The sequence below is a fragment of the Koromonas soli genome (assembly GCF_059726265.1).
This window is the reverse complement of record NZ_AP040872.1, coordinates 3,344,576-3,368,371: the sequence shown is the minus strand read 5'-3', so window position 1 is coordinate 3,368,371 and position 23,796 is coordinate 3,344,576. Positions and strand designations below refer to the sequence as shown.

24 protein-coding genes are annotated in these 23,796 nt (G+C 57.6%); 12 read left to right on the top strand and 12 right to left on the bottom strand.

Annotated elements, in window-relative coordinates:
• Positions 1–2 precede the first annotated feature (2 nt).
• Positions 3–3,152, bottom strand: coding sequence for an efflux RND transporter permease subunit (locus AC6IY8_RS14595; protein ID WP_497775253.1), 3,150 nt, complete (start codon positions 3,150–3,152; stop codon positions 3–5).
• 159 nt (positions 3,153–3,311) lie between these two features.
• Here AC6IY8_RS14595 and AC6IY8_RS14590 point away from each other — a divergent pair, with 159 nt between their 5' ends.
• A complete protein-coding gene (locus tag AC6IY8_RS14590) occupies positions 3,312–3,983 on the top strand; it encodes a TetR/AcrR family transcriptional regulator (RefSeq protein WP_497775252.1) in 672 nt (223 codons plus the stop codon).
• A gap of 235 nt (positions 3,984–4,218) precedes the next feature.
• Here the strand turns inward: AC6IY8_RS14590 and fabF are convergent, their stop codons facing one another.
• The 3 genes from fabF to acpP (AC6IY8_RS14575) all read right to left on the bottom strand — a co-directional run bounded on the left by fabF (position 4,219) and on the right by acpP (AC6IY8_RS14575) (position 6,075).
• Positions 4,219–5,457, bottom strand: a complete 1,239-nt coding sequence (fabF, locus tag AC6IY8_RS14585; protein ID WP_497775251.1) for a beta-ketoacyl-ACP synthase II — start codon at positions 5,455–5,457, stop codon at positions 4,219–4,221.
• Between the two features lie 2 nt (positions 5,458–5,459).
• The gene (gene acpP, locus AC6IY8_RS14580) at positions 5,460–5,705 is read right to left on the bottom strand and encodes an acyl carrier protein (RefSeq protein ID WP_497775250.1); all 246 of its coding nucleotides are present in this window, start codon (positions 5,703–5,705) and stop codon (positions 5,460–5,462) included.
• Positions 5,706–5,829: 124 nt separating this feature from the next.
• Positions 5,830–6,075 (bottom strand): acyl carrier protein, encoded by a 246-nt coding sequence (gene acpP, locus AC6IY8_RS14575; protein WP_497775249.1) that lies wholly within the window; start codon positions 6,073–6,075, stop codon positions 5,830–5,832.
• 222 nt (positions 6,076–6,297) lie between these two features.
• Here acpP (AC6IY8_RS14575) and dtd point away from each other — a divergent pair, with 222 nt between their 5' ends.
• Positions 6,298–6,747 (top strand): D-aminoacyl-tRNA deacylase, encoded by a 450-nt coding sequence (gene dtd, locus AC6IY8_RS14570; RefSeq protein ID WP_497775248.1) that lies wholly within the window; start codon positions 6,298–6,300, stop codon positions 6,745–6,747.
• Positions 6,748–6,864: 117 nt separating this feature from the next.
• On the opposite strand, the gene AC6IY8_RS14565 is transcribed toward dtd, so the two are convergent.
• Positions 6,865–8,256, bottom strand: a complete 1,392-nt coding sequence (locus AC6IY8_RS14565) for a deoxyribodipyrimidine photo-lyase (RefSeq protein ID WP_497775247.1) — start codon at positions 8,254–8,256, stop codon at positions 6,865–6,867.
• Between the two features lie 161 nt (positions 8,257–8,417).
• Here AC6IY8_RS14565 and AC6IY8_RS14560 point away from each other — a divergent pair, with 161 nt between their 5' ends.
• From AC6IY8_RS14560 to AC6IY8_RS14545, 4 genes are all read left to right on the top strand, one after another.
• Entirely contained in the window at positions 8,418–9,665 is a 1,248-nt protein-coding gene (locus AC6IY8_RS14560) for a metallophosphoesterase (protein ID WP_497775246.1), read from the top strand.
• Positions 9,666–9,825: 160 nt separating this feature from the next.
• Positions 9,826–10,455, top strand: a complete 630-nt coding sequence (locus tag AC6IY8_RS14555; protein WP_497775245.1) for a hypothetical protein — start codon at positions 9,826–9,828, stop codon at positions 10,453–10,455.
• Positions 10,448–10,744: a transcriptional regulator gene (locus tag AC6IY8_RS14550; RefSeq protein WP_497775244.1), complete on the top strand. Its 297-nt coding sequence runs from the start codon at positions 10,448–10,450 to the stop codon at positions 10,742–10,744. The genes AC6IY8_RS14555 and AC6IY8_RS14550 overlap by 8 nt, the downstream gene beginning before the upstream one ends.
• Before the next feature lie 147 nt (positions 10,745–10,891).
• Positions 10,892–11,335, top strand: a complete 444-nt coding sequence (locus AC6IY8_RS14545) for an RsbRD N-terminal domain-containing protein (RefSeq protein WP_497775243.1) — start codon at positions 10,892–10,894, stop codon at positions 11,333–11,335.
• An 87-nt stretch (positions 11,336–11,422) separates the two neighbouring features.
• On the opposite strand, the gene AC6IY8_RS14540 is transcribed toward AC6IY8_RS14545, so the two are convergent.
• The 3 genes from AC6IY8_RS14540 to folP form a co-directional block, all read right to left on the bottom strand.
• Complete coding sequence (locus tag AC6IY8_RS14540) at positions 11,423–11,986, bottom strand: general stress protein (RefSeq protein WP_497775242.1); 564 nt, start codon at positions 11,984–11,986, stop codon at positions 11,423–11,425.
• Positions 11,987–12,021: 35 nt separating this feature from the next.
• Positions 12,022–12,453, bottom strand: a complete 432-nt coding sequence (locus AC6IY8_RS14535; protein WP_497775241.1) for a BON domain-containing protein — start codon at positions 12,451–12,453, stop codon at positions 12,022–12,024.
• A gap of 125 nt (positions 12,454–12,578) precedes the next feature.
• Positions 12,579–13,511: a dihydropteroate synthase gene (folP, locus tag AC6IY8_RS14530; RefSeq protein ID WP_497775240.1), complete on the bottom strand. Its 933-nt coding sequence runs from the start codon at positions 13,509–13,511 to the stop codon at positions 12,579–12,581.
• 147 nt (positions 13,512–13,658) lie between these two features.
• Here folP and AC6IY8_RS14525 point away from each other — a divergent pair, with 147 nt between their 5' ends.
• Positions 13,659–13,904 (top strand): hypothetical protein, encoded by a 246-nt coding sequence (locus AC6IY8_RS14525; protein WP_497775239.1) that lies wholly within the window; start codon positions 13,659–13,661, stop codon positions 13,902–13,904.
• A 95-nt stretch (positions 13,905–13,999) separates the two neighbouring features.
• Here the strand turns inward: AC6IY8_RS14525 and AC6IY8_RS14520 are convergent, their stop codons facing one another.
• Together AC6IY8_RS14520 and AC6IY8_RS14515 are read right to left on the bottom strand one after the other, a co-directional pair.
• Positions 14,000–14,617, bottom strand: a complete 618-nt coding sequence (locus AC6IY8_RS14520; protein ID WP_497775238.1) for a DNA-3-methyladenine glycosylase — start codon at positions 14,615–14,617, stop codon at positions 14,000–14,002.
• Between the two features lie 886 nt (positions 14,618–15,503).
• Positions 15,504–17,018, bottom strand: a complete 1,515-nt coding sequence (locus AC6IY8_RS14515; RefSeq protein ID WP_497775237.1) for a carboxylesterase/lipase family protein — start codon at positions 17,016–17,018, stop codon at positions 15,504–15,506.
• 318 nt (positions 17,019–17,336) lie between these two features.
• On the opposite strand from AC6IY8_RS14515, the gene AC6IY8_RS14510 reads away from it, so the two are divergent.
• Positions 17,337–18,470, top strand: coding sequence for an L-dopachrome tautomerase-related protein (locus tag AC6IY8_RS14510; RefSeq protein WP_497775236.1), 1,134 nt, complete (start codon positions 17,337–17,339; stop codon positions 18,468–18,470).
• Between the two features lie 122 nt (positions 18,471–18,592).
• Here the strand turns inward: AC6IY8_RS14510 and bcp are convergent, their stop codons facing one another.
• Positions 18,593–19,054, bottom strand: coding sequence for a thioredoxin-dependent thiol peroxidase (gene bcp / locus AC6IY8_RS14505; RefSeq protein WP_497775235.1), 462 nt, complete (start codon positions 19,052–19,054; stop codon positions 18,593–18,595).
• Here bcp and AC6IY8_RS14500 point away from each other — a divergent pair.
• The 4 genes from AC6IY8_RS14500 to AC6IY8_RS14485 all read left to right on the top strand — a co-directional run bounded on the left by AC6IY8_RS14500 (position 19,053) and on the right by AC6IY8_RS14485 (position 22,778).
• Complete coding sequence (locus tag AC6IY8_RS14500; RefSeq protein ID WP_497775234.1) at positions 19,053–20,423, top strand: hypothetical protein; 1,371 nt, start codon at positions 19,053–19,055, stop codon at positions 20,421–20,423. The genes bcp and AC6IY8_RS14500 overlap by 2 nt on opposite strands.
• A gap of 84 nt (positions 20,424–20,507) precedes the next feature.
• On the top strand, positions 20,508–21,074 hold the full coding sequence (locus AC6IY8_RS14495; protein ID WP_497775233.1) for a YceI family protein: 567 nt from the start codon (positions 20,508–20,510) through the stop codon (positions 21,072–21,074).
• A 170-nt stretch (positions 21,075–21,244) separates the two neighbouring features.
• Complete coding sequence (locus AC6IY8_RS14490) at positions 21,245–21,802, top strand: YceI family protein (RefSeq protein ID WP_497775232.1); 558 nt, start codon at positions 21,245–21,247, stop codon at positions 21,800–21,802.
• Positions 21,803–21,872: 70 nt separating this feature from the next.
• A complete protein-coding gene (locus AC6IY8_RS14485; RefSeq protein WP_497775231.1) occupies positions 21,873–22,778 on the top strand; it encodes a pirin family protein in 906 nt (301 codons plus the stop codon).
• A 58-nt stretch (positions 22,779–22,836) separates the two neighbouring features.
• Here AC6IY8_RS14485 and AC6IY8_RS14480 read toward each other — a convergent pair whose 3' ends face one another.
• Complete coding sequence (locus AC6IY8_RS14480; protein WP_497775230.1) at positions 22,837–23,757, bottom strand: DMT family transporter; 921 nt, start codon at positions 23,755–23,757, stop codon at positions 22,837–22,839.
• Between the last annotated feature and the right edge of the window lie 39 nt (positions 23,758–23,796).

Sequence of the window (23,796 nt, the reverse complement as noted above, 5' to 3'; positions counted from 1 at the left end):
AACTATTCCTGTTGCGCCTGTGCCCGCCGTTCCAGCCGGCTATGGAAAATTGCAAAAACGCTGGGTACGAAGAACAGCGTCGCCACCGTTGCAAACAGCAGTCCGCCGATCACGGCGCGGCCCAGAGGAGCGTTCTGTTCGCCACCTTCGCCAAAGCCCAACGCCATCGGCACCATGCCGATAATCATCGCCAGCGCCGTCATCAGCACCGGGCGCACGCGCGTGAATCCTGCCGAGACCGCCGCCGAAATCGCTGGCACGCCTTCATCCATCTGTTCGCGTGCAAAGCTCACCATCAGGATCGAGTTCGCCGTCGCCACGCCCATGCACATCACCGCGCCCGTCAGCGAAGGCACGCTCAGCGTCGTGTGCGTCAGCAGCAGGAACCAGCAAATGCCCGCCAGCGCACCCGGCAGCGCCGAGATGATAATGAACGGATCGAGCCACGACTGGAAGTTCACCACAATCAGCAGATACACCAGCACAATCGCGCCGAGCAATCCCACGCCTAGGCCGAAGAATGACGAGCGCATCGTGCTCACCTGTCCGCGCAGCACAATCTGCGTGCCGCGAGGCAGGTGTCCCTTGAAGCTCTGGATCACCTTGTCGGTTTCCGCCGCCACCGCGCCCAGATCGCGATCCTGCGTGCTGGCGTAAACATCGATCACCGGCTGAATGCCGAAGTGGTTCACCACCGCCGGGCGCGCCACCGGATGCACCTGCACCAGGTTTCCCATCAACTGCGATCCCTGCGGAGCGTTTACCGGAACGGCCATCAGGTCATCCAGGCTCGTGATGCGATATTGCGGCGTCTGCACCGCCATTTGGTAGGTCACGCCGTTCTTCGGATTCAGCCAGAAGTTCGGTGATGTCTGGAAGCTGCCGCTCAGCGAGATCAGCACGCTCTGCGCCACGTCGCGGGCACTCAGTCCCACCTGCTGCATGCGTGTGCGGTCCAGGTCCAGGTGCAGCGTCGGAGAAGAGAGCAGTTGTTGCACATGCACATCCGCCGTGCCCGGAATATGCCGCATGCGGTTTGAGATCTGCTGTGCAATCGCGTAATTGCTCTGCATATCCGGCCCAATCACCTGCACATCCAGCGGCGCCGGCAGTCCAAAGTTCAAAATCTGCGTCACGATATCCGCTGGCTGGAAGAAGAACTCCACCCCCGGAAACTTTTGCGGCAGCACTTCGCGCAACCGCCTGATGTGTTGCGCCGTAGGCTTGTGATGCTCCGGATCCAGCGAGATCAGAATCTCTGCATCGCTGCTGCCCACCGTTCCCGAGGAGCTGTACGACTGGTTGATACCCGAGTTCGGCAGTCCGATGTTGTCGAGAATCGTCTGAATCTCTTTCCCCGGAATCTGGTTATGCAGTTCTTTCTCGACCTCGTCGCACAACTTCGCCGTCTCTTCAACGCGCAGTCCCGGACGCGCCCTCACATGCAGACGCATCAACCCTGCATCCACCTGCGGGAAGAAGTCTTCACCCAGGAACACAATCAGCCCCAGCGACAGCAGGCAGAACATCAGGAAGCCCGTGACGAACACTCCCCGGTGCGCCACCGTCGTTTCCAGCATTGCCTGGTAGCCATGACGGAACTCGTCGAACTTGCGCTCGAATCCGCGCTGGAACCTTCCCATGAAGGTCTTCGGTCCCCCGGCCTTGTGCTCGTGTCCGCGCATGATGTACATCACCAGCGTCGGAATCAGCGTTCGGGAGAGCAGGTAGCTCGCCAGCATGGCGAAGCTGACCGCCTCCGCCAGCGGCACAAACAGGAACCGCGCCACGCCCGTCAGGAAGAACATCGGCACGAACACAATGCAGATACACAGCGTCGAGACAAATGCCGGAACTGCGATCTGCTGCGCGCCGTCCAGAATCGCCTGGCGCATTTCCTTGCCCATCGCAAGGTTTCGCTCGATGTTTTCAATCTCCACCGTCGCATCATCCACCAGGATTCCGACCGCCAGCGCCAGTCCTCCCAGGGTCATGATGTTTAGCGTCTCGCCAATCGCAGCCAGCGCCAGAATCGAACAGAAGATCGACAGCGGAATCGAAATCAGAATGACGATCGTCGGCCGCCAGTCGCCCAAAAACAGCAGAATCATCAATGCCGTCAGCAGCGCTGCCGTCGCCGCTTCATGCAGCACGCCGTTGATCGAGGCCCGCACAAACAGCGATTGATCGAACAGCGAACTGACCTTCAGCTCCGGAGGCAACGATTGCTGCGCCTGCGGCACGATGCCCTTAATCCCAGCGACAATCTGCAGCGTCGAAGCCCTGCCGTTCTTGTAAATCGACATCAGCGCGCCACGGTTGCCGTCCTGCCGCACAATGTTCGTCTGCGGAGCGAACCCGTCGCGCACATGCGCCACATCGCGTAGATACAGAGTAGAACCGTTCGTGGTCCTCACCGGCAAATCGTTCAGCTCTGCAATCGTCTGCGGAGTGCCGTTCATCTCCACGTTGTATTCCAGGTCTGAGAGCTTCGTGGTACCCGTCGGCAGAATCAGGTTCTGCGCGTTCACCGCGTTCACGATATCGACCGGGGCCATGCGATATGACTGCAGCTTTGGCAGGTCGAGATCGACCTGTATCTGGCGGATCTTGCCGCCATAGGGATAAGGCGTGGCCGCGCCTTCCACCGTCGCCAGAGATGTACGTAAGAAGTTTTGCCCAAGGTCAAAAAGCTGCTGCTCTGGAAGCGTCTTGCTGCTCAACCCAAGCTGAATAATCGGCGTGGTCGATGCGCTATAGGAAATCACCAGCGGAGGCGTAGTTCCCGGCGGCAGCGAGCGAACCGTGGTCTGGGTAATTGCCGTAACCTGCGCGATTGCGGTCTGGATGCTCGTACCATGCCGGAAGTAGATCTTTATGATTCCCAATCCGCTTACCGACTGCGATTCCATGTGCTCAATATTGTTGACCGTCGTCGTGATGCCGCGTTCAGAGTTCAGGACGATTCGGTTCGCCATATCCTCCGGAGACATGCCCGTGTAGAACCAGATCACCGAAACCACCGGGATATCGATCTCCGGAAAAATATCGGTGGGCATCATCAAGACGGTGATGGGCGTCAGAATGAGAATAAGCAGCGCCATCACTACAAATGTGTAGGGACGCCTTAAAGCTAAAGCAACAATCCACATGGAAAGGAATCACCCCAGAGTACCGGCTGAACAGAGTATTCGAGTCGCTTAGAACGGCTGCCGCCCTGTGCTGTATATAGATTCGATACAGAGCGTCTTAGATTTAACTTGATAGAAAATTCTACCAAGTACCCCAAAACGCATGCTAGCATCGCCTCGATGAATAAGAAGGTAAATATTGGTAACGAAACGACGGCCAAGCGCTCTCCGGGGCGTCCACGGTGCGAGCGCGCGCATCAGGCCATCCTTACTTGCACTCTTAAATTTCTCGAGTCCAGAGAGAACGGATTCGCTGATCTCACTATTGAGAGCGTGGCCGCCGAGGCCGGGGTTGGCAAGGCGACCGTCTATCGCTGGTGGCCCACCAAGGCTGCTCTCGTGGCAGACGCTTTCGCCAGCAGTGTCACTCAGAAGCTGCACTTTCCCGACACTGGTGCCGTCCGCAAAGACATCTCCCTGCAAATGCGGCAGCTAATTAAGATCATGCGCAGCCGCCGCGGCAATGTTGTTGCTGCCATTCTGGGAGCCGGTCAGAGTGACCCCACCCTCATCCGTGCCTTCCGCGAACGCTTCCTCAAGCCCCGCCGCGCCGAGGCCTACGCCACCCTGCGCCGTGGCATCGATCGCGGAGAACTGCCCGAAGATCTCGATCTCGATCTTGTGCTCGATTCGCTGTACGGCCCCATCTACATGCGCTTTCTCATCCGCCACCTGAAACTCACGCCAGCATTCGTTGACGAACTCTGCGACCTCGTCTTTGATGGCGCCCGTGGCAAATCCGGGTTACGCCGCCGAGCCGCCATCGCCTCCGGCGCCCCCACATATAAGTGAGGATCTCGCCCTGTCGGGCGCCCCATCCTAAAACTCGCGCTTTTCGCGAGTTTAGGGTGGGGCAGTTGCCTCTGCTGTTGTTCTTGGTGGGTGTTTTGCTCCTGCCTTTGCTCTTATGCTGTCATCCTGAGGCGAAGCCGAAGGACCCCTACACACCTCCGAACTCCCACCTGACCCTCTACCCCCAAAACGCAAAACAGCCCGGCCGAAGCCGGGCTGTTTCACAAAATCCTTCCTACTCACTCCATCTCTTAAACACCAGCGACCCATTCGTTCCACCGAACCCGAACGAATTCGACAGCGCATACTCCAATTGAGCCTTGCGCGCCTTGTTGGGCACAAAGTCCATCCCAGCCGTCTCTTCGTCCTGGTTTTCCAGGTTGATCGTCGGTGGGAGTGTCTGCTCGTGCAGAGCCATTACCGTAATGCCTGCTTCCAGTCCGCCCGCGCCGCCCAGCAGGTGGCCGGTCATAGACTTCGTGGAGCTTACAGCGATCTTGTGATCGCCAAACAGATTGCGGACCGCGCATGCTTCCAGTCCATCGCCCACCGGGGTCGAGGTACCGTGAGCGTTGACGTAGCCAATGTCGCTCGGCTGCAATCCTGCATCACGAACCGCATTGCGCATCACGCGGAATCCGCCCGCGCCTTCCGGTGCCGGAGAGGTGATATGGTAGGCGTCTCCGCCCATTCCGTAGCCCACCACTTCGGCGTAAATCTTCGCGCCGCGTGCTTTTGCGTGCTCCAGTTCTTCCAGGATCAGGATGCCCGATCCTTCGCCCACCACGAATCCATCGCGGTCGCGATCCCACGGACGGCTGGCACGCTCAGGTTCATTGTTGCGCGTCGAGAGCGCGCGCATCGCGGCAAACCCGCCAATGCCCATCGGAGTGATCGAGGCTTCAGCTCCGCCCGCAATCATCACATCGGCATCGCCGCGCTGAATAATGCGGAAGCTGTCGCCCACCGCGTGAGCACTGGTCGTGCAGGCCGTGGCGCTCGCCATGTTCGGACCCTTCGCGCCAAAGCGGATACTTACATGCCCGGCGGCAAGGTTCACGATAGCGGCAGGAATGAAGAACGGAGAAATCTTTCGCGGACCGCCTTCCATCAGCGCCGTGTGTTCGCGCTCGATGACGTCAAATCCGCCGATGCCTGAACCGATATAGACGCCGACGCTTTCTTCATTCTCCGGCGTAATCTTCAGCCCGGACATGCTCACCGCTTCGGTGGCCGCAGCCAGCGCGAAGTGGATGAACCGTCCCATCTTCTTGATTTCTTTCTTCTCAACAAAGTTCAACGGGTCGAAGTTTTTGACCTCGGCCGCAATCGTGCAGGCAAACTGGGTTGTATCGAAGGCGGTAATTGGGGCGACGCCGCTCTTTCCGGCCAGGAGGCTTGCCCAAACCTCCTGCGTGGTATTGCCAACGCCACAAATGAGCCCAAGACCAGTGACAACGACTCGGCGCTTCAAGCTTACTTCCCGCCTTTCGAGTGCGCGGTGACGTAGTCGATCGCGTCCTTTACGGTCTTGATCTTCTCTGCGTCTTCGTCCGGGATTTCGATTTCGAAGGCTTCTTCAAACGCCATCACCAGTTCGACGATGTCCAGTGAATCCGCACCCAAGTCGTCCTGGAAAGAAGCGTTGGCGGTGACTTCGCTCTCCTCCACCCCTAACTGCTCCACGATGATCTGTTTGACTTTCTCGTCCGACGAAGCCATTCGATTCTCCTTATTGAAACGGAAACGTTGAAATCGAAACGGCACACGCCGGGACAGTAAGGTCCCGTGGGCTGCTGTGGCCGTTTCTTCTTGAATCTATTGTACAGAGATGCTGGTCAGCCTGTTACTTCGAAGCCTTGGAATGTGCGCTGATGTAGTCCACCGCGTCCTTCACGGTCTTGATCTTTTCAGCATCTTCGTCCGGAATCTCGATGTCAAAAGCCTCTTCGAAGGCCATTACGAGTTCCACGATGTCCAGCGAGTCGGCGCCCAAGTCGTCTACAAACGAGGCCGAGGAGGTGACTTCTGCTTCATCCACTCCCAGTTGCTCGACAATAATCTGTTTCAGTTTCTCTTCTACTGCAGCCATGTGTTGGCGCCTCCTGCAAAAAGTTGAGCCGTCCGGCAAGTAGGCGGCCTACTTCTCATATTCCTTTGAGCCAGACGATTCCGATTAGCATCCTAACCGTTCGATTTTGTGAAGGTCAATGCGCAACTGGCAATAAACGAAGCCAGAGTGCGGGAATGAACCCCTGGGCGGAAGCCAGAAGGTCACTATCCAATCTGTACTCTCATGATATCTACTCACAGAATGAGAGCTGTCGTCCAAAGAGTCTCCCGGGCTCGCGTCACCGTTGAATCCAGAACTATTGGCCAGATTGAGCGCGGTTTACTGGTTCTGCTCGGCGTCGGCTCAGAAGACGGCGAAGAAGACGCCGAGTACCTGGCGCAGAAAATCGCCGCCCTCAGAATCTTTGAAGACTCCGAAGGAAAAATGAACCGCAGCGTTGCCGAAGTCGGCGGCGCGATCCTTGCCGTCAGCCAGTTCACCCTCTACGGCGACACCCGCCGCGGCAAGCGTCCTTCCTTCGACGCCGCAGCTCGTCCCGAACGGGCTCGCAGCTTATATGAATTTTTCGTTGAGCAGATTCGCTCCCTCGGATTGCGTTGCGAGACCGGTCAGTTCCAGGCCGAAATGAAGGTCGAACTGGTCAACGACGGCCCCGTGACCATCCTGCTCGACTCCAAAAGAACGTTTTAGGTACTCATTCGTCATCGCTCCGCGCCCAGTCGTTACCAGATTGCTAATGTTCGCCCCGTTCTCAGCCCCATTGCTCGCTCCGGCAACCCTTCGGCGCCTGCCATTAGCGCTCTGATATCAGAGTGGCCGTCCCGCCAGTTTGTACATTTCCCGGATGTAATGTGCCGAGTCGAACTTTTTCGCAGCCGCATTGCCCGACATATAGCGAACTACTCCGAAGATCGGGCGCTCAAACCACGGCCTGTCGAACTTCCCCGCAATCGCCCATGCCACTCCCGCATACCCGCTCGGATCGCGCCCATCCAGAAAGTACTTATCGTTCAAGTACACCGCCGTTTGATACGCTACCTGCGGCGATGGCGACCACTCCAGAATCTTCTTCGCCCAGTACATACGCATGTAGTTGTGCATCCACCCTGCGTGAAGCATCTGCAACTGGGCTGCATTCCATAGCTGATCATGCGTTTGCGCCTGCTCCAGTTGCGCCCGGCTATACAGCACTGGGCGCGGGTCGGAAGCATGCGCAGCCAACGTCTTATGCGCCCACGGCTCTGCGCACTCGATGGAATCGTACACAGCGTTGTAGCTCACAAAGTTGATCGCCAGTTCGCGCCATGTAATCAGCTCATCGAGGTACTTCTCCTTGGCAACCTTCGCCACTTTAGCCGCATGAACAGCGAGTGCAATCGTCACCGGGCTTATGTGTCCGAAGTGAAGATACGGAGACATGTGGCTGGTTGCATCGCGTTCCGGCGCACCCTGATACACGGGATAATGCGCAAGCCCATCGTGGATGAAGTCGCTCAGACGCCGCAACGCTTCCGTTGTTCCTGCCTTGAAGCTTGCGACCGGAGCAACGCTGCGGTCGAGCTTCTCCCATCCTGCAGTCACGTCGAAATCCGGCGCGCCTGCGTCGAACGATTCCACGCGTTGCGTAAATTCATACTTGGCTTTCGGATTCTTGCACGCAGTCAAGTATTCAGCCGCAAGCGCCTCCAAACGTGGCCGTATCGTGCGTGCCGCGTATTGTGCTTTCAGCAGCAATTTACTTGGCACGGCCACATCCGCATCGACCATGTAGTACGGGATGCGAAGCTTCTTTGTCAGCGCTTCGCGCCAGTGCCGAGCTTCGCGGATCGGGTTCTCATCTCCCACGAGGAGCGCGGCTTCAACTTCGTCGCAAAACTCTGCAACATCGCTGTGCGGATGTCTGCGAATAACGAAAGCAATATTGCGCTCAGCCAGACGTTGCGCAGTATCAGGAAACGCCTGCTGCATAAACGCGTAATGCCGCAGGTTGGCATTCGGGTAGGGCACGACACCAAAGAAGACCACCACTGGCAAGCGCAGCGCGTTTGCGAGTTCGACCGCTAAGTCGAGTGCCGGATTATCGTGAGCACGTTGCGCGCGCTGCATCCAATACACAACTGAGCGGCCCTGAGCAGTGCCGGATCGCCGCGTTGTCACACGCTCTTTGTAGCTGGCCAGAATCGCAGCGAGGTCTTGCATGGACTCAATAGACTACAGGAAAGCCCAGAGTCTCAGGGATGCATAAACGCCGCGTCCGCCACGCTCACGGTTCCAGCAGAAGTGCTCCTCATGCTGGTGCGTTAAACTGCTGAGTAACTCACGAGCAATACATTCGAGCGATCAGTCGCCCAGGAGAACCTTTGGTTCACATCCCTCTACTCGTTGCAATCCGGCACATAATCCTCACCGGCGTGCTGTTCTTTCCGCAAAGGTTCTGGTTTGCACGTGGATGGCGAGTGGCAGAACGGCTTAGACCGAATGGGCTGCGAAATGCAACGCGAATTCTACTCGGGCTGGCTGGTGCTCTGGTGTTTGCGCTGTTGCTCGACGGCATCTTCCATCATTTTCTGCCGGACTCGGTGCGCTCGGTGTTTTCTCCTGTCGTGCAGCTTTGGGTTTTCACTTCGACGTTCGCCTACTTCTGCCTGAAGGCCGTACATGGCGCGGAGTGGCTCTGGATGCGGCTGAATCGCGTTCGCAAGAACCAGAGCGCTGCCGGAATTGAGAGCCCGGAGCGCAGGGCGTTTTTTGTTCATGCGATGCGCGTCGTGGGAGCTCTGCCGTTTGTAGGCGCGGTGTACGGGTTTGCGCGCGAGCGCTTGCGTTTCGAAGTAGTGCGCGTGGATGTTCCGTTGCCAACCCTTCCTGCCGCGCTCGATGGGTTTCGCATCGTTCAACTCAGCGACATTCATATCGGCGACTTCATGCCTGCCGAGGAATTGCGCCGGGCCGTGGATATGGCGAATGCGCTGAAGCCGCACCTTGCCGTAATTACCGGCGATTTGCTGAGTCAGAAAGGTGATCCGCTAGAGGACTGCATCCGCGAGCTAAGTGGGTTGAGAGCAGCGCTTGGCGTGTGGGGCTGCAACGGCAACCACGAAATCTATGCTGATGCAGAGGATGAGGCCGAAGCACTGTTTCACCGCTACGGAATGAAGTTGCTGCGGCACGAGGCGATGCAACTGCAGTGTGCAAACGCGCGGCTGAACCTGATCGGTGTTGACTATCAGCGCGAACTACTTCAGGGGGGCGGCCATGTGCCTCCGCAATTGCAGGCTGTAGAAGATCTTGTGCGCAGGGACATGCCGAACATCCTGCTATCGCATAATCCGAACACCTTTTATCGCGCGGCGGAACTTGGGATTGAGCTCTCTCTTGCAGGGCACACGCACGGCGGACAGATCAACCTCGAGATCCTGAACCATGGAATCAGCCCTGCGCGATTCATGACCGAGTTCATTGCAGGTCGGTTTGAACGTCCTATGGCTGATCGCACGCGAACGGCGATGCTGTACGTGAATCGAGGGTTGGGAACGCTCGGCATTCCGGCACGCCTGGGCGCAAGGCCGGAAATCAGCCTGATCACATTGCGTGCGACCAACGCTTAGTTGTAAGAGCACGCCCCAGTCCTTCCATGTATTCCCAAATTCGGAACGAGGAAGAAATGACAGAGCCGAATCATTGCCTAATTCCGGTTGGCGGTGCAAACTAGCTGGCGAATTGACAGGCAGTTCAGACCTCATGACGGGGTGGCTGAATGAGAGACCATTGAGCGAGATGATAGCGCGATCTAAACGTTACGAAAACGTGGACGGCACCACCGAAATTGCATTCGGCTGGATGATGCTGTCGGTATTGGCTGCGGGATTGTTGTCCGAAGCGGTGTCCCGCCATGCGGGCCAGCGCGGCTGGACCTTGTTGATCATGGTTGCCTTTCCACAGGTTCTTATCGCGGCAGGAGCGCTGTTCATACGTGCAATCAAGAATCGCTTTACGTATCCCAGGACGGGCTATGCGCTGCCGCTAAGGATCACAGGCGAGGCACGAAGCGAGGTTATGCGTTCTCTGGTTCTCATTTGCGTGGCATCAGGGGCGTTGGCTTGTGCCATTGTGCTGCTTCAGCGCAATCACCTCAGCACAATGCGGATATTTGGCAACGCTCTGAACGTAGCGGCGTACGCCATCGTGGTGTGGAAGTGTGGAGGAAAGCACGCCTGGAAGAATTGGCTGATCCTGCTTATGGCGATTGTGCTGATGGCCGTTGCAGTGTTCGTGAAAGACGGCTTCGTTTGGCTCACGATGTCTTTCAGCGCGCTGGTGTGGATCGTGTCGGGCATTGCCACGTTGGTCATCTACATCCGTGGCACGAAGCCTGCCCTGAATGGAAGCCATGAATAGCCAGATACTCGCATTATCAAAGATCGATCGGGTGATTCATGAGCCTGGGCGATTGATGATCATTGCCCTGCTCTCAGGATTGCAGGAATGTGATTATCTCTATCTGGCGCATGAAACTGAACTGAACAAGGGCACGCTTTCTAGCCATCTGGCCAAGTTGGAAGAGGCCGGGTACGTGGAAATCGAGAAGACGTTTCGCGGCAAGATTCCACGTACAGTAATTCGACTGACGAAGGAAGGGCGCACAGCTTTCGCTACCTATCGAAAGAGAATGCGGGAGTTGCTCTGAAACCGCTGTGTTCTCTTCTAACCTCTCGCCGAGCAGCTACACTCAGTGGGATCGCTGGGGAATCTCAAAAATGAGGTATTGAGAGTGGCGCGATTTTGCGCATCCGCTCCCTCATTTCTCTGATCAAAAACGCGGAGAGGTGAGGCGATGCTTGGTTTGAAGCTGGTACGACTTATTGAGAAACACTGTGAGGAAATAGCAGAAACGCTGATGGCAAAGCTGCTGGTTTCAGAGCGCACTCCGAGCTATCGCAACATCAACAAAGAAGAACTCCGCTCATCGCTGGTTCTGCTGTATTCGCATTTGGGAGAGTGGTTGCTCAGTAAGACGGAATCCGATGTGGAACAGCATTTTCACAATGTCGGCGCGAAGCGGGCACGGGAGGGTGTGCCCTCGCATGAACTGGCGTGGGCACTGATGCTTTCAAAGGAACAGCTCTGGAGCTACGTCTATCGCGAAGTGGCAGCCGAACGGGCGCTCGAGCTTTATGGAGAGCTAGAGTTCCTTGAGACGCTGGACCGGTTCTTTGATCGAGCGGTCTACTACGCGCTGGCGGGATATGAGCAGAGTGCGCGCGCAAGAGCCGCGTAAGGTAAATCCGTCGCTTACTCGAGGGCGGCAGAAAATAGAAAGGGGCGGATGGACCGCCCCTTTTGCAGACTTTGAGCAACGTGTTGTCTAGCCGACCTTGCGATATGGTCGGTCGGATTCGCGGACATCTGCGGATGCTTCGCCGGAGGAAGAAACCTCTTGTGCGCCGGTTCTTTCCAGAATGTCCTTCGCCCTCCTGGTCCAGTTCGAATCGTCGCAATGAACAGAAAGCAGAACTCCGCCCTGCTTGACTTGGCCCTCGAATCGTTTAGCTTCGTATTCGGGAATACCCATTCCGATGAGCGCTCCGGCGATGCCGCCGATTGCTCCTCCGGCGCCAAGGCCGGCTAACGCTCCTACGATGGGGCCTGCGGCAATGAGCGGGCCAACACCGGGTATTGCGAGTGCGCCAATTCCGGCGAGCCACCCGAGACCGCCGCCAATCACAGCTCCGGTGCTCGCGCCGGTGGTGGCGCCTTCAGGAGCCTTGGTTGCCTTCTCGTGTGCGAAGTCCTTTGTCCCCTGATTGTCTGAGAAGAGAACCGAAATATCTTCGTTTCGAAAGTCATTGGCACGTAATTCATCGACCGCGATCTCAACTGCGCTTCGATTCGGGTAGATGCCGTAAACTGCTGTATTCTTTCCTGCCATTCAATAACTCCTAAGTTCGTAGCGGATGTCCGCCCTTACTGCTGAGAACTCATCGCTGATGGTTTCTGTTTGTCGGTGACCGAGATTTCGCTCTTGATCTTGTCCTGTCCTACGGCTTCAGAGGCCTTCGCTTCCAATGCTTGTTTCTCTGTATCGGAGTGGACTGGGCCTTTTAGAGTGACGGTGCCATCTTTCGCAATGACCTTGATGTTGTGCGCATAGGTTGAGAGAGATTTATCTGAGACGATGGCGCGACGAACTCGACGAGCAAGTTCGCGGTCCGACACATTCTCTTTCTGCTGATCCGCGGTGAGTGCCGAAGGATCGCGATCTCTCGTGTTCGTCTTCGTGTTGTCTGCAGCGTGGCCTGAGGTCGATGTCTGGTCCTGAGCTGCCGCGAGGCAGGTGCCACCAAGGGCCACGACTCCGGCGAGGAGCAACAACGACAGGGTTCTGCCCTGAATCATTCCTGCCTCCATTGAACTGTTTGGTATCGGCTAGGATGGGCGCAGTGCGGCAGAAGATGTAACAGCAGAAATGGTTTCGAGCTTACAGGAATGGAGGAGCAAGCTACCAGCGCAAACAAAGATCTTCAACACGATCGAGTGCGGAGGATTGCGTCGGCGATAGAGAGAGCCTCGATCACCGGGCGCACGGCGTGAACGCGCACGATGTGGGCTCCCGCGAGTGCGGCCGCAACGCTGGCCGCCACGGTCGCAATGTCGCGAGCCTCGGGTGGGATGACCGTGGCCTTCGCACTTGGAGTGATTTCGGCGAGCCGGCGTGAGACCGTGTGGCCCAGGAAGCCCTTGCGAGAAACTGCGGCAAGCAGCGGAAATCCGAGTTTTTGAAATTCACTGAACTGCGCGAGCAAGGGATAGTTTTCGTCGAGTTTCTTACCGAATCCAAAACCAGGATCGAGCACGATGGAGTTTCGCGCCGTACCGGCGTCGAGTGCTCCGCGGACTCGCTCGCGAAGTCCTTCGCGAACCAGCGAGACGATGTCCGGCTCAGGCGGCAGATCAATCCACTGGTGCGGCAGTCCGCGAACATGCATGAGGATGGCGGCGCATGGGCGCTCTGCGACAGTGGCGGCCATAGCGGAGTCCCACAGAAATCCACTCACGTCATTTACGATTTCAACGCCGGCAGCGATGGCGTGACGCGCAACCGTAGATTTATATGTATCGATGGAGAGGATAGCCTGCGGACGTTCGCGCTTGATGGCCTCAATGATGGGCAGAACGCGGTCGAGTTCCTGGCGCGCAGTCACCGCGCCAGCCGGTGGAGGCTCATCGCTGAGCGCGATCGGAGTGCCGGGGCGAGTGGATTCGCCACCGATATCGAGAATGTCGGCACCTTGTTCCAGCAGCTTAAGGCCGTGCTCAACCGCCGCATCAGGGCTGAAGAATTCGCCACTGTCGGAAAAGGAGTCGGGCGTCACATTGAGGACGCCCATGACCAGCGTGCGCTCACCAAGCGTGAGTGTTCGACGGCCAAGATTCCACTGGAAGCGCGGGCGCATGGCGGGATTGTAGCAGTAAAAGCCTGCACCGAAGCGGGATCTCTGGCACCAAGGTGTCGAAGCAGTATGTTTTTGAAATGAGAGATTGACAGTGAAAAAGCAGAGTAGCAGAATGCGGGCATCCACAATCTGCGAGGAATATTATCGATGCTGAGTCTCGAACGACCGCGAGACGTACGGCGGACCTATAAGGCCACAAGGGAGTTCATCGCTTTTCATTCTGAACAAAGCGCGCCGGTGTATGTGGATGAGGGTGCGATCGTATCTGCCGAACTTGAAAAGTGGAATGGATGGAAGTGGAATGGGCGGGAAGCGTTGCAGTTCTTCTGGGGACGAGCGGTTTATCACGTTGATCGCAAGACGTTCCTGAACGCAACGGAAACCGTCGACTGACATTGGCAAAAACTGGCAGCTGTGGGCGGTAGCGGGTCTTTTGCCCTCAAAACATATACGAGAATGGAATCGGGCTGCGCTTCGGCGCGGCTTTTTTATTTGCTTACGGGAACGCGTTTTCCAGAGACGAATGGATTGCCGCGGATAACGTATCTCCAGAGGTCGTGCGGAGCGCGAGTGACATTGATGCGCGGGGTGCAGACGACCTCGGGCGCAGGGGAGTTATCGCCGGCAACGTACAGGTCGCTTTTGGGTGAGCAGAGGTCTTTGCCGTTGTCGCGCTGGCGTACGATGCCAAGCGCTTGTGAGAGGCGCCCCGGGCCGGAGGTGAGCAGGCGCAATTGCGACGGGCGCGGGTCGCTGCCGAGTTGCAGCCCGCGAAGCGCGGCCATGGACTCGACCCCGTGGACGGGTTCAAGAGCTCGGAGCAGAACGCATCCGGCATCGCCCGGCGGCATGCAACTGATGTTGGTGCAGTAGTGATTCCCGTAGATGAAATAGACGTAAGCATGGCCCGGAGAGCCGAAGAGCACAGCGTTGCGCGGCGTCTGGCCGTTGTAGGCGTGGGCTCCGGGATCGACTGCTCCGAGGTAGGCTTCGGCTTCGACGATGCGTCCGGAAATGATGAGCGAGCCCTCGCGCCGGATGAGGAGCTTTCCCAAGAGTTCGCGCGCAACCGTGCGGGGATCGCGGGAGAAGAATTCGCGGGGCAAGGGTGGGAACTTGGGTTTGCGGGGCATCGCTGGTAAATACCATAGCAGCCCGCGAATGAGACTTCCGACGATTAGTTCGGCGCACCTTTGCACCTTGCCCTGCTTCCAAGTCGGCGAAGGGATTCGAAAGCTATGAAGGCGCCTCTTAAGTTCGTTTTTGCCACAGCGGCGTATTGCGTGGTGCATAGCATGCTCGCTTCGCGGCGCGCAAAGAGAGCAGCAGAGGATTTGTTCGGGGAGCGTGCACGTGTGGATCATCGTACCGCTTGTTCTTCAACGCACAGGCGGTGATTGGGCTCGCTGCTTTGTACGCGTATGCGCGGCGGCTTCCCAGTCTGCAGCTTTACGACGTGAGAGGGACTGCACGAACGGGTCTTCGCCTTGTTCAAGCTGCGGGGCTTCTCTATGCGATTTGGACTGCACGCCAGGTGGGTGTGTCGGAACTGGTTGGCGTGAGATCGGCACTCGCGGGAACAGCGGGTGAGGCGCAACCGCATGAAGCTGAAGCTCAGGGTCCAAGGCTGGTAGGCGGCAGGATGAATGTGACTGGTCCATTCGTCGCAAGCAGGCACCCTTTGAACTTTTCTCCCCTGCCTATTCTCTGGTCTGAGCCGACGATGACACGGAACCTGCTGCTGTTCAATGTGCTTGCGACCGTATACCTTTTCGTGGGTTCAAAGCATGAAGAAGAGAGACTGCTGGATGCGTACGGTCCAACATACGACGCCTATCGACAGTCAGGAGTTCCGTTCTTTGTCCCCGATTTCCGAAGATTGATTTCAAGCCGAAAGAGTGCTTGAAAGGCCTCTTATGCTCGCGCCCTGCGACTCAGGGCAGAGAAAAGGACGCCACATGTGTGACGTCCTTTTCTCGTAGGCCGGATGCCTCAATGACCAGAGGCACTCACCGATGTTTCCTGAGTAGTGTTTGAGTTGGAAGCGTTATACAGCGAACATATCTCGCCACGCAGGTTGGATTTGGTGTGTGTTCCGTCGGAGGCTAACCTGATGTAGGCGCGTGACTGTGCATCGTGCGCCGGCCACTTCGGTGCGTTGCTGCCATTTGGATTGCTGGTCTTTGCGAAGTTCGTCCAGTAGGACTGGATCGTGGCGGACACCTTACGATCGGCATCATTGGGAGGCGCCAGGTAGAACGTGCCGAAAACGATTCCGAGTTCATCGCTGTGGATGGCGCCCGGGAGCTTCCTTCCGGCGAATGCGTGGGAGTACTCGTATTGGTAAGTCGGGGCAATCTGGCTGTGTTGGTCTGCGATCATCGAGGCGTGGCAGCGGAACGACGTGTCGGTCGTGAACTGTTCGCCCGGTGTGCCGTACTCAGGAATTTGCGGGCCAGGGTTCTGGGAAAGACCATATGCGGCAAGCACCGCAGGAGACGATGCGCCGAAGAACTCCTCGATTGCTGGTTTGAGCTTTGCATTGTCTCCCGCGAACTGGAACTCGCGCGAGTTGCTGCCAATGATAAGCGGAACCGGGTGCTCTTTGTGCTGTGCGTAGACGGCGGCCGGATCGGTCGGCACTATATAGCCGTCGATGCTCGCCATTAGTCCGCCCTGTCCGTAAGGAGGCGAAGCTTTGATGATATCCGCAGTTGAAAGCGTGCGCATGTAGGCGACGGCGCCCTGTGCGGGGGCGTGCAGCTTTTCAGCAAGCTGCTGGCCCTGTCGTTCGGTTTGCGCCAATGGAAGCGGACGTCGCTTGCCGACGATGGTTGGGCTGCTCTGCTCAATGGCACGCGCAAACAAACCCTTCGCCAGCGGACTCGTCATGAGAATCGTGATGTCGTACGCGCCAGCGGACTGACCGAAGAGCGTCACCTGCTTGGGGTCTCCGCCGAATTTTGCGATATTGTCGCGCACCCACTTCAATGCCGCGATCTGATCGAGCAGCGCATAGTTTCCAGAGGCGCCGTGTCCAGATTCTTTCGAGAGCTCGGGATGCGCAAGGAACCCGAAGTATCCCAAGCGATACTCGACCGAGACGTAGACAACGCCGTGTTGCGTCAACGGATTCTCGATGGCGTGTCCGCCGCGTGAGCTTCCCCCGGCGTTGGCTCCGCCGTGGATCCAAACCATGACGGGGATGGGCTTGCGGGGCTTTAGATCAGGCGTGTCCACGTTGAGGTACAGGCAATCTTCCTTGCCGTCGCGGGCGTCGCGCGAGTTCCAGCCCCCATCGACCTGCGCGCATGGTGCGCCAAACTCGCCGGCATCGCGTTGACCGGTCCATGGAACAACAGGCATAGGAGCGTGCCAGCGCAATTCTCCGACGGGCGGAGCTGCGAATGGAATTCCGCGGAAGCTTGCGGCTTTGGAATCCTGCGTGGATCGACCAACGATCTCGCCGCCGGTGACCTTTACAACGGGTCTCTGCTCGGCGGGCAAGGAACTGCAAAAACATAGTAGGAGAAGAGTGATGAGTGCGTGGTTGAGCAGTTTGCCAGACACGTGGGTTCGTTCCTTTCGTGGATGCAAACGAATTATGGACAGCTCACAATAGGAGAACGCAAATCTGGCCGACATGCAATGAATTTGCCGAATGCTTTGCCGCAGTTTGCGGAACTCGCCGCAGCAGACCAGATTGCGCAGCACCCACGGAGAACATGGCAGTCTTGAAAGCCGCGAAAATAGTGGGCTTCGCAGTTCTGCATCCTATGAAGTGGTAAGCGGGATGGCTGTTCTGCGAGCGAAAGGAGACATTAAATGAAGGCACTGATGCGCGGAGTGACAGTGTGTGCGTTGATCGCAGGAATGACCGTTGCAGGGGTGGCGCAGAAGAAGAGTGCGAGTGCACTGGCGACCGATAAACCAGTCGGTGCTCTGGAAGTGGTGGCGACCTTCAACGGACCGATGCCGACTGGCGTAACTGTCTCGCGGCAGGGAAGAATCTTTGTGAACTTTCCGCGCTGGGGCGATCAGGTGGCGTTCACCGTGGCCGAGGTAAAGAACGGCAACGCGGTCGCCTATCCCAATGCGGAGATCAATCGCGATGACCAGGCCGACGCGGCGCATCATTTCATCTGCGTGCAGAGCGTCGTGGTAGATGCGCAGGACAGGCTATGGGTGCTCGATACCGGCGCACCGATGTTCAAAGGCCCGGTGTCTGGCGGGCCGAAGCTGGTGGCAATTGATCTCTCGAGCGGAAAGCTGTTGCAGACCATAGCAGTGCCGCCGGAGGTGGCGGTGCCGGGCACGTATCTGAACGATGTGCGCTTTGATCTGGGCAATGGCTTTGCCTACATCACGGATTCAGGCAAGGGTGGAATCATCGTGGTGAATCTGAATACAGGCAAGAGCTGGCGCAAGCTGGCGAAACATCCGAGCGTGCAGGCAGAAGCAAACTTCATGGCCATTGTCGAAGGGCAGCCGGTGCTAAGCAATGGCCAGCCGCTGGCGATCAATTCCGATGGCATAGCAATCAGTCCCGACGGCGCGACGCTGTACTACTCGGCGCTGTCTGGAAGAAAGTTGTATGCCGTCAGCACCGAGGCGCTGCGCGACGAATCGGCTTCGGACGACAAGGTGGCCGCGACCGTGAAGGTCGTCACGGGCAAGGGCGCGTCGGACGGGTTGGAGTCGGACGCAGACGGCAACGTGTATGCCGGGGATTATGAGAACAATTCGATTCACAAGATCACAGCGGCGGGAGGAATCTCAACGCTGGTGCACGATCCGCGACTGCTGTGGCCGGATACTTTCAGTCTCGGAGATGACGGCTACCTGTACGTGACAGCAAACCAGTTGCATCGTCAGCCGACGTTTCATGATGGCAAGGATCTTCGGCAGAAGCCGTACGTGCTCTTCCGGGTGAAGGTCGGGGCGAAAAGAATCCGTTAGAGAGAGTGCTCTCCTAATTCAAATTGAACCCCGACCGCCCCACCCTGAACGAAAATCGCAAGTTTCAGGGTGGGGTGGTCGCATCTGAGTGAGAGAAGGATGCGCCGAAGTATCGGGTCTGGCTATTTGTGGGCCTTGGCGTGGTCGAGAACCTGCTCGGCATGGCCTTCCGGTTTAACCTTGCGCCAGACCTGAGAGATGGTTCCGTCAGGGGCAATCAGAAACGTGGTTCGCTCGATGCCCATCACCTTTTTGCCGTACATGTTCTTTTCCTTGAGGACGTCGAACAGCTTGGCGACTTCTTTATCGGCATCGGCAAGCAGGGTGTAGGGCAGTTCGTATTTTTCCTGGAATTTCTTCTGCGCCTTGGGAGTGTCGGGCGAGATGCCAAGCACGGTGAGTCCGGCGCGGATGAGCTTGCCATACTGGTCGCGGAAGCCGCAGGCTTCGATAGTGCATCCGGGCGTGTTGGCCCGGGGATAAAAGAACAAGACGACGGGTTTACCCTTGAAGGAGGAGAGTGTAACGGGCTCTCCGTTTTCATCGGGCAAAGTAAAGTCGGGAGCTTGATCGTTGACGTCCATGATGAAACATCTATACCGCAAAGTCATAGAGGCCGTCACGCTGATGGTGGCGATTGGTGCGCTTTCCGTTTCCATTCAGGCACAGTATAGGGCTCCGCAGCCGGAGAAGAAGACTCCGCGGGCCGTGGGCGTGGTGGAAACCTACAAGAATGGAACGCGGCGACTGATTCCCGTCAGTTTCTATTACGAGAAGCGCTTCTACGACGCCGATCTGTATCGCGCGACGCCAGTGCCTTTTACCCTGTATTCGGACACCGTGTACGAAGTGCAGCAATACGGCAAGCCGCTTGGCACATTCACCCTGAAGAGTGCAACACGCACGGACCCGACGTCGGATGCATGGTTTGGCAATGGCCGATTCAAGTCGGCGGCGGATGAGGCCGCTGTCGCCGCCAAGAAGGCGGTTGTGGCTCCCGTTGTAGTCGAGGATCCGACGAAGCCGGTACTGCACAGGCGGGCGGGCAGCGAGGGCGACACGCCATCCGGGAAAACGGCAAAGACGGCGGATGCGAGCCCGGCGGAAGATGATCCAGACCGTCCGAGATTGCATAAACGTGCTGGCTCGGAGGATTCGAATGCGGCAGGAGAGGATGCGACCCGTCCAAAGCTGCAACGTAAGGACGACGACGATGGTAAGAATGCGAGCGTTGGCCATCCAGTGGTGCCAAAGGCTGAACTGACGCCGAGCGATGATCCGGATCATCCGGTATTGCGACGTGGCAAGCCGGTGCAGGAGCAGAGCGGGCGCGACCTTCCGGATTTCAAGAAAGAAGAGCCGGTGTCACGGCAAGTGGCCATCAGCGATGCGGCGACTTCGGAGATGCAGCCGCTGATCTATGTGGCGAATGAGGGGGAGCGCAACAAGCTGGAAGGGCTGGCGCGCGAACTGGCCGCCTCTGAGTTGCGGCGGATGGCTTCGCAGCGCGGCCTCTCGCTCGCGGGAGTAAGTTCTCCCGCGGCAAAGAATGGAACGGCGGCGAAGAAGGCGCCTGCGACAAGGAGCGCAGCGCTGCCTGCGATTTCCCTGACGGAGGAACAGTTCGTTCCCTACGACCTGGACTACAGCAACTACGCCACGGTCGTCTATTCGGGACGCTATTCACCGGCGGCTCCGCAGGGTCGTAGCTGGGTGGTGACAGTGGTGGCGCGCGAGGATGAAGGCAAGCTGGTGAAGCTCTTCAGCGCAATCAGTGACCCGCGCGAACTCGATCTTTATCCCGAGGTACGGCTGGTAGATGCGCTCGACCCGGATGGCTATGGGCGAGCGGCACTGCTCTTTCGCGAGAAGAAGCGCGATGGCGTGAGCTGGATGATCGGACGCATAAATGGCTTCGGCTTACAGACACTGATTGAGACGGCAGCGCGATAACCGGAAATTTTGTGCATCGCAGAGGAAGGTTGTTGAATCTGACTGGGTGTATAGTTGTTTAAACAACTATTTGGAGATGAGGACATGAAAAAGCTCTTCCTGCTGTTGACGGCCGTGCTGGCCACCAGTTCTTTAGCCCTGGCAGCGGATACGTACAAGATCGACGGCGCGCACTCGTCAGCTAACTTCTCGGTAAAGCATATGGGCATTTCCACCGTGCGTGGACGGTTTACGGATGTGAGCGGAACCATTGAGTTCGATCCGCAGGCGCCGGAGAAGAGTACGGTCACGGCTGTGATAAAGGCCACGACGATCTCTACCGATAACGCGACACGCGACAAGCACTTGAACAGCCCCGAGTTTTTTGACACCGCGAAGTATCCGGACATCACGTTCAAGAGCACGAGCATTCGCCATGTCGAGGCCGATAAGTATGTTGCTACCGGCAATCTGACGATTCGCGATGTCACGAAGCTGGTGGAGATTCCATTTACGCTGGCGCGGGGCAAGGGCATGAAAGGCGAGCCTCGGCTGGGAGTCGAAGCATCGCTCACGCTGAACCGGTTCGATTATCACGTGAGTTATGACCCCACGGGCGTGGGCGTGAGCAAGGACGTGAAAGTGGAGCTGAACGTGGAAGCCGGGAAGTAAGCGGCGACCACGACTAAACGGCTCCCGGCGTGTGCCGGGAGCTTTCGTTTGGATGGCAATAACGCTAGAACCCAACGGATATTGAGCTGCAAGGGAGAAACCTGCTGAAACATTTGTTGCAACGATTAATGTGGTAATACATCTAATTGAACTGAGAGAGGAATTAAGCCATGAGCGCAGCCACTACACCGCAAACCGCAGTTACGACCTGGAACATTGACCCGGTTCATTCCGTCGCCGAGTTCAAGGTGAAACACATGATGATCTCGAACGTGAAGGGACGGTTTGCTGCTGTTTCCGGAAGCCTGATCTTCGACGAAATCGACGTGACCAAATCGAAAGTAGAGGCCACGATTGACGCCGCCTCCATCGACACGCGCGAGCCTGAACGCGACAAGCACTTGAAGAGCGCCGATTTCTTCGACGTTGAACAGTACCCCACGCTGTCGTTCAATTCTACGAGCGTCGCGCAGAATGGTGCCGGGGAGTTGACCGTCGAGGGCGATCTCACAATTCACGGGGTCACCCGCAAGGTAGCCTTCGCTGTCGAAGGTCCGACCGCGCCGGGGAAAGACCCATGGGGAAATACCCGTATTGGCCTGTCGGCGACTACCAAGATCAATCGCAAGGATTACGGTTTGACCTGGAATGCAGCATTGGAAACCGGAGGGATTCTCGTAGGCGAAGACGTCACGATCACGCTTGACGTGCAGTTCGTAAAGGCTTGAATCAAATTATTAGAATCGCCGCCGCGGCCCGGCATGAGCGGTCGCGGCACGTTTAGAAGAGAGGTACCTAATGTCGCTTCGCCCTGTAAAGCAAGTTCTCCAGACGCAGCCCACGGTTGAAGGCGCGGGTGTAAAACTCCAGCGCGCGTTTGGCTTTGGAAAGACGAAAGAGTTCGACCCGTTTCTGTTGCTGGACGATTTTCGGAATGAACACCCGGAAGATTATCTGGCGGGATTCCCATGGCACCCGCATCGCGGGATCGAGACGATCACCTACGTGCTGGCCGGGTCGGTCGAGCACGGCGACAGCCTGGGCAACAAGGGCAAAATGACGGCCGGAGACGTCCAATGGATGACGGCTGGAAGCGGCATCCTGCACCAGGAAATGCCGCGCGGCGATGAGCGTGGCCGCATGCATGGTTTCCAGTTGTGGGCCAACCTGCCAGCCTCGCTGAAGATGACGGATCCGCGCTATCAGGACATTCCATCGAGCGCGATTCCGGAAGTGACCGAAGACGATGGGACGAAGGCGAGGATCATCTGTGGTGAGTTCTGGGGTAAGCGCGGACCAGTGGAAGGCGTAGCCGCCGATCCGGCTTATGTCGATATTTCGGTCCCGCCGAACACGCGGAAGCGCATCAAGGTGGATGTGACTCGCAATGCGTTTGCCTATGTATTCGCGGGAGCAGGGACGTTCCGCGATGCTTCCGAGCCGCGCGCTGTGCTGACCGAGAACGCGGCTGCCAGTGATGATTCGCCGGTCTACGATGCGACGAATCATTCGCTCGTGCTGTTCGATCGAGGCGACGAAATTGTCGTGCAGGCCGGGCCGGAAGGCATTCGCTTCCTGCTGGTCTCAGGTAAGCCGCTCGAAGAACCTGTCGCGTGGTATGGCCCAATTGTCATGAACTATCCGGGTGAACTCAAGCAGGCGATGATCGAACTGCAGGAAGGAAAGTTCATCAAGAAGCGGTGAGCGTTTGCGCAATCAAAAAACTCCCGGTGAGTGTGCCGGGAGTTTTTGTTTTGGTGGCTTAGCTGAGTTGCGCTGGTCGCCGGACATGTGTCTTGCTGCGTGTAGTCAGGGTCACAGCGGCAGCGAGAATCATCGCGCCACCTGCCCAGGCACTTGCTCCCAAGGTCTCCTTGAGCACGAGGACTCCGAGCAGGCTCCCCACTAGCGGCTCGATATTCAGCAGCACGCCAGCCTGCGATGCTGGAACCTGTGTCATTCCCCAGTTCCACAGCAGCGTAGTGGATGCGGTACACAGCACGCCACTCGCGGCAAGTGCCATCCATGCTTTCAGTGAAACGCTTGCGAAGGGCGGAGTTCCATGCAGACTCGGAACCCAGATGACCAGCATCACTGTGCCAAGAAGCAGTCCGTAGGCTGTGACCACAATCGGGCTGTGCCGGGTTACAAGCTGCTTATTCAACAGCACCCAGAAGAGCGCGATTAGCAAGGAGAGCACTACGAGCAGGTCTCCCGCGAGCGAGGGATGACCAGCCCCGGCGCGGCTCCTCCCGCTGAGCGCGATGAGCGCAGCGCCGCACGTGGACACCATCAGCGCGATCCAACCAAGCCGGTCCATGCGCTCGTGTGCGAAGATGGCCGCGCCAACGGCCAGAATCACAGGCATGGTCCCAACCATCAGCGAAGCATGGCTTACGGTCGTGAGCGAGAGACCGTGAAACTGAATTAGAAACTGCAGCGGGACGCCTAAAAACGAAGCTATGAGGAGAAGACCCCATTCGCGGCGTTGCAAGCCGGGACGGTGTGTGACCAGAAGCGGAGCCAGGACCACCATAGCCAATAGAAATCGATAAAGCACCATGTGAGCGAAGCCCATTTCGGCCAAAGCAATTTTGCCGAAGAAGAACCCGCAACCCCAGAGCGAACTCGCAAGCGCGCACGCGCCGAAACCCAGCGCTCGATGATTCCGCAACTCAGACATACTGACACTGTCGCACATTCGGCGGCGTGATTTCACATC

What these genes read in the sequence shown, in the direction of transcription:
- folP (WP_497775240.1), bottom strand. Translation starts at nt 13,511, where the DNA reads ATGCGCCCGCGCTTCCAGTGGAATCTTGGCCGTCGAACACTCACGCTT.
- acpP (WP_497775250.1), bottom strand. Translation starts at nt 5,705, where the DNA reads ATGGCTTCGTCGGACGAGAAAGTCAAACAGATCATCGTGGAGCAGTTA.
- AC6IY8_RS14500 (WP_497775234.1), top strand. Translation starts at nt 19,053, where the DNA reads ATGATGAAACATCTATACCGCAAAGTCATAGAGGCCGTCACGCTGATG.
- acpP (WP_497775249.1), bottom strand. Translation starts at nt 6,075, where the DNA reads ATGGCTGCAGTAGAAGAGAAACTGAAACAGATTATTGTCGAGCAACTG.
- dtd (WP_497775248.1), top strand. Translation starts at nt 6,298, where the DNA reads ATGAGAGCTGTCGTCCAAAGAGTCTCCCGGGCTCGCGTCACCGTTGAA.
- AC6IY8_RS14595 (WP_497775253.1), bottom strand. Translation starts at nt 3,152, where the DNA reads ATGTGGATTGTTGCTTTAGCTTTAAGGCGTCCCTACACATTTGTAGTG.
- AC6IY8_RS14480 (WP_497775230.1), bottom strand. Translation starts at nt 23,757, where the DNA reads ATGTCTGAGTTGCGGAATCATCGAGCGCTGGGTTTCGGCGCGTGCGCG.
- AC6IY8_RS14510 (WP_497775236.1), top strand. Translation starts at nt 17,337, where the DNA reads ATGAAGGCACTGATGCGCGGAGTGACAGTGTGTGCGTTGATCGCAGGA.
- AC6IY8_RS14495 (WP_497775233.1), top strand. Translation starts at nt 20,508, where the DNA reads ATGAAAAAGCTCTTCCTGCTGTTGACGGCCGTGCTGGCCACCAGTTCT.
- AC6IY8_RS14535 (WP_497775241.1), bottom strand. Translation starts at nt 12,453, where the DNA reads ATGATTCAGGGCAGAACCCTGTCGTTGTTGCTCCTCGCCGGAGTCGTG.
- AC6IY8_RS14550 (WP_497775244.1), top strand. Translation starts at nt 10,448, where the DNA reads ATGAATAGCCAGATACTCGCATTATCAAAGATCGATCGGGTGATTCAT.
- AC6IY8_RS14545 (WP_497775243.1), top strand. Translation starts at nt 10,892, where the DNA reads ATGCTTGGTTTGAAGCTGGTACGACTTATTGAGAAACACTGTGAGGAA.
- AC6IY8_RS14540 (WP_497775242.1), bottom strand. Translation starts at nt 11,986, where the DNA reads ATGGCAGGAAAGAATACAGCAGTTTACGGCATCTACCCGAATCGAAGC.
- AC6IY8_RS14485 (WP_497775231.1), top strand. Translation starts at nt 21,873, where the DNA reads ATGTCGCTTCGCCCTGTAAAGCAAGTTCTCCAGACGCAGCCCACGGTT.
- AC6IY8_RS14525 (WP_497775239.1), top strand. Translation starts at nt 13,659, where the DNA reads ATGCTGAGTCTCGAACGACCGCGAGACGTACGGCGGACCTATAAGGCC.
- AC6IY8_RS14565 (WP_497775247.1), bottom strand. Translation starts at nt 8,256, where the DNA reads ATGCAAGACCTCGCTGCGATTCTGGCCAGCTACAAAGAGCGTGTGACA.
- AC6IY8_RS14490 (WP_497775232.1), top strand. Translation starts at nt 21,245, where the DNA reads ATGAGCGCAGCCACTACACCGCAAACCGCAGTTACGACCTGGAACATT.
- bcp (WP_497775235.1), bottom strand. Translation starts at nt 19,054, where the DNA reads ATGGACGTCAACGATCAAGCTCCCGACTTTACTTTGCCCGATGAAAAC.
- AC6IY8_RS14590 (WP_497775252.1), top strand. Translation starts at nt 3,312, where the DNA reads ATGAATAAGAAGGTAAATATTGGTAACGAAACGACGGCCAAGCGCTCT.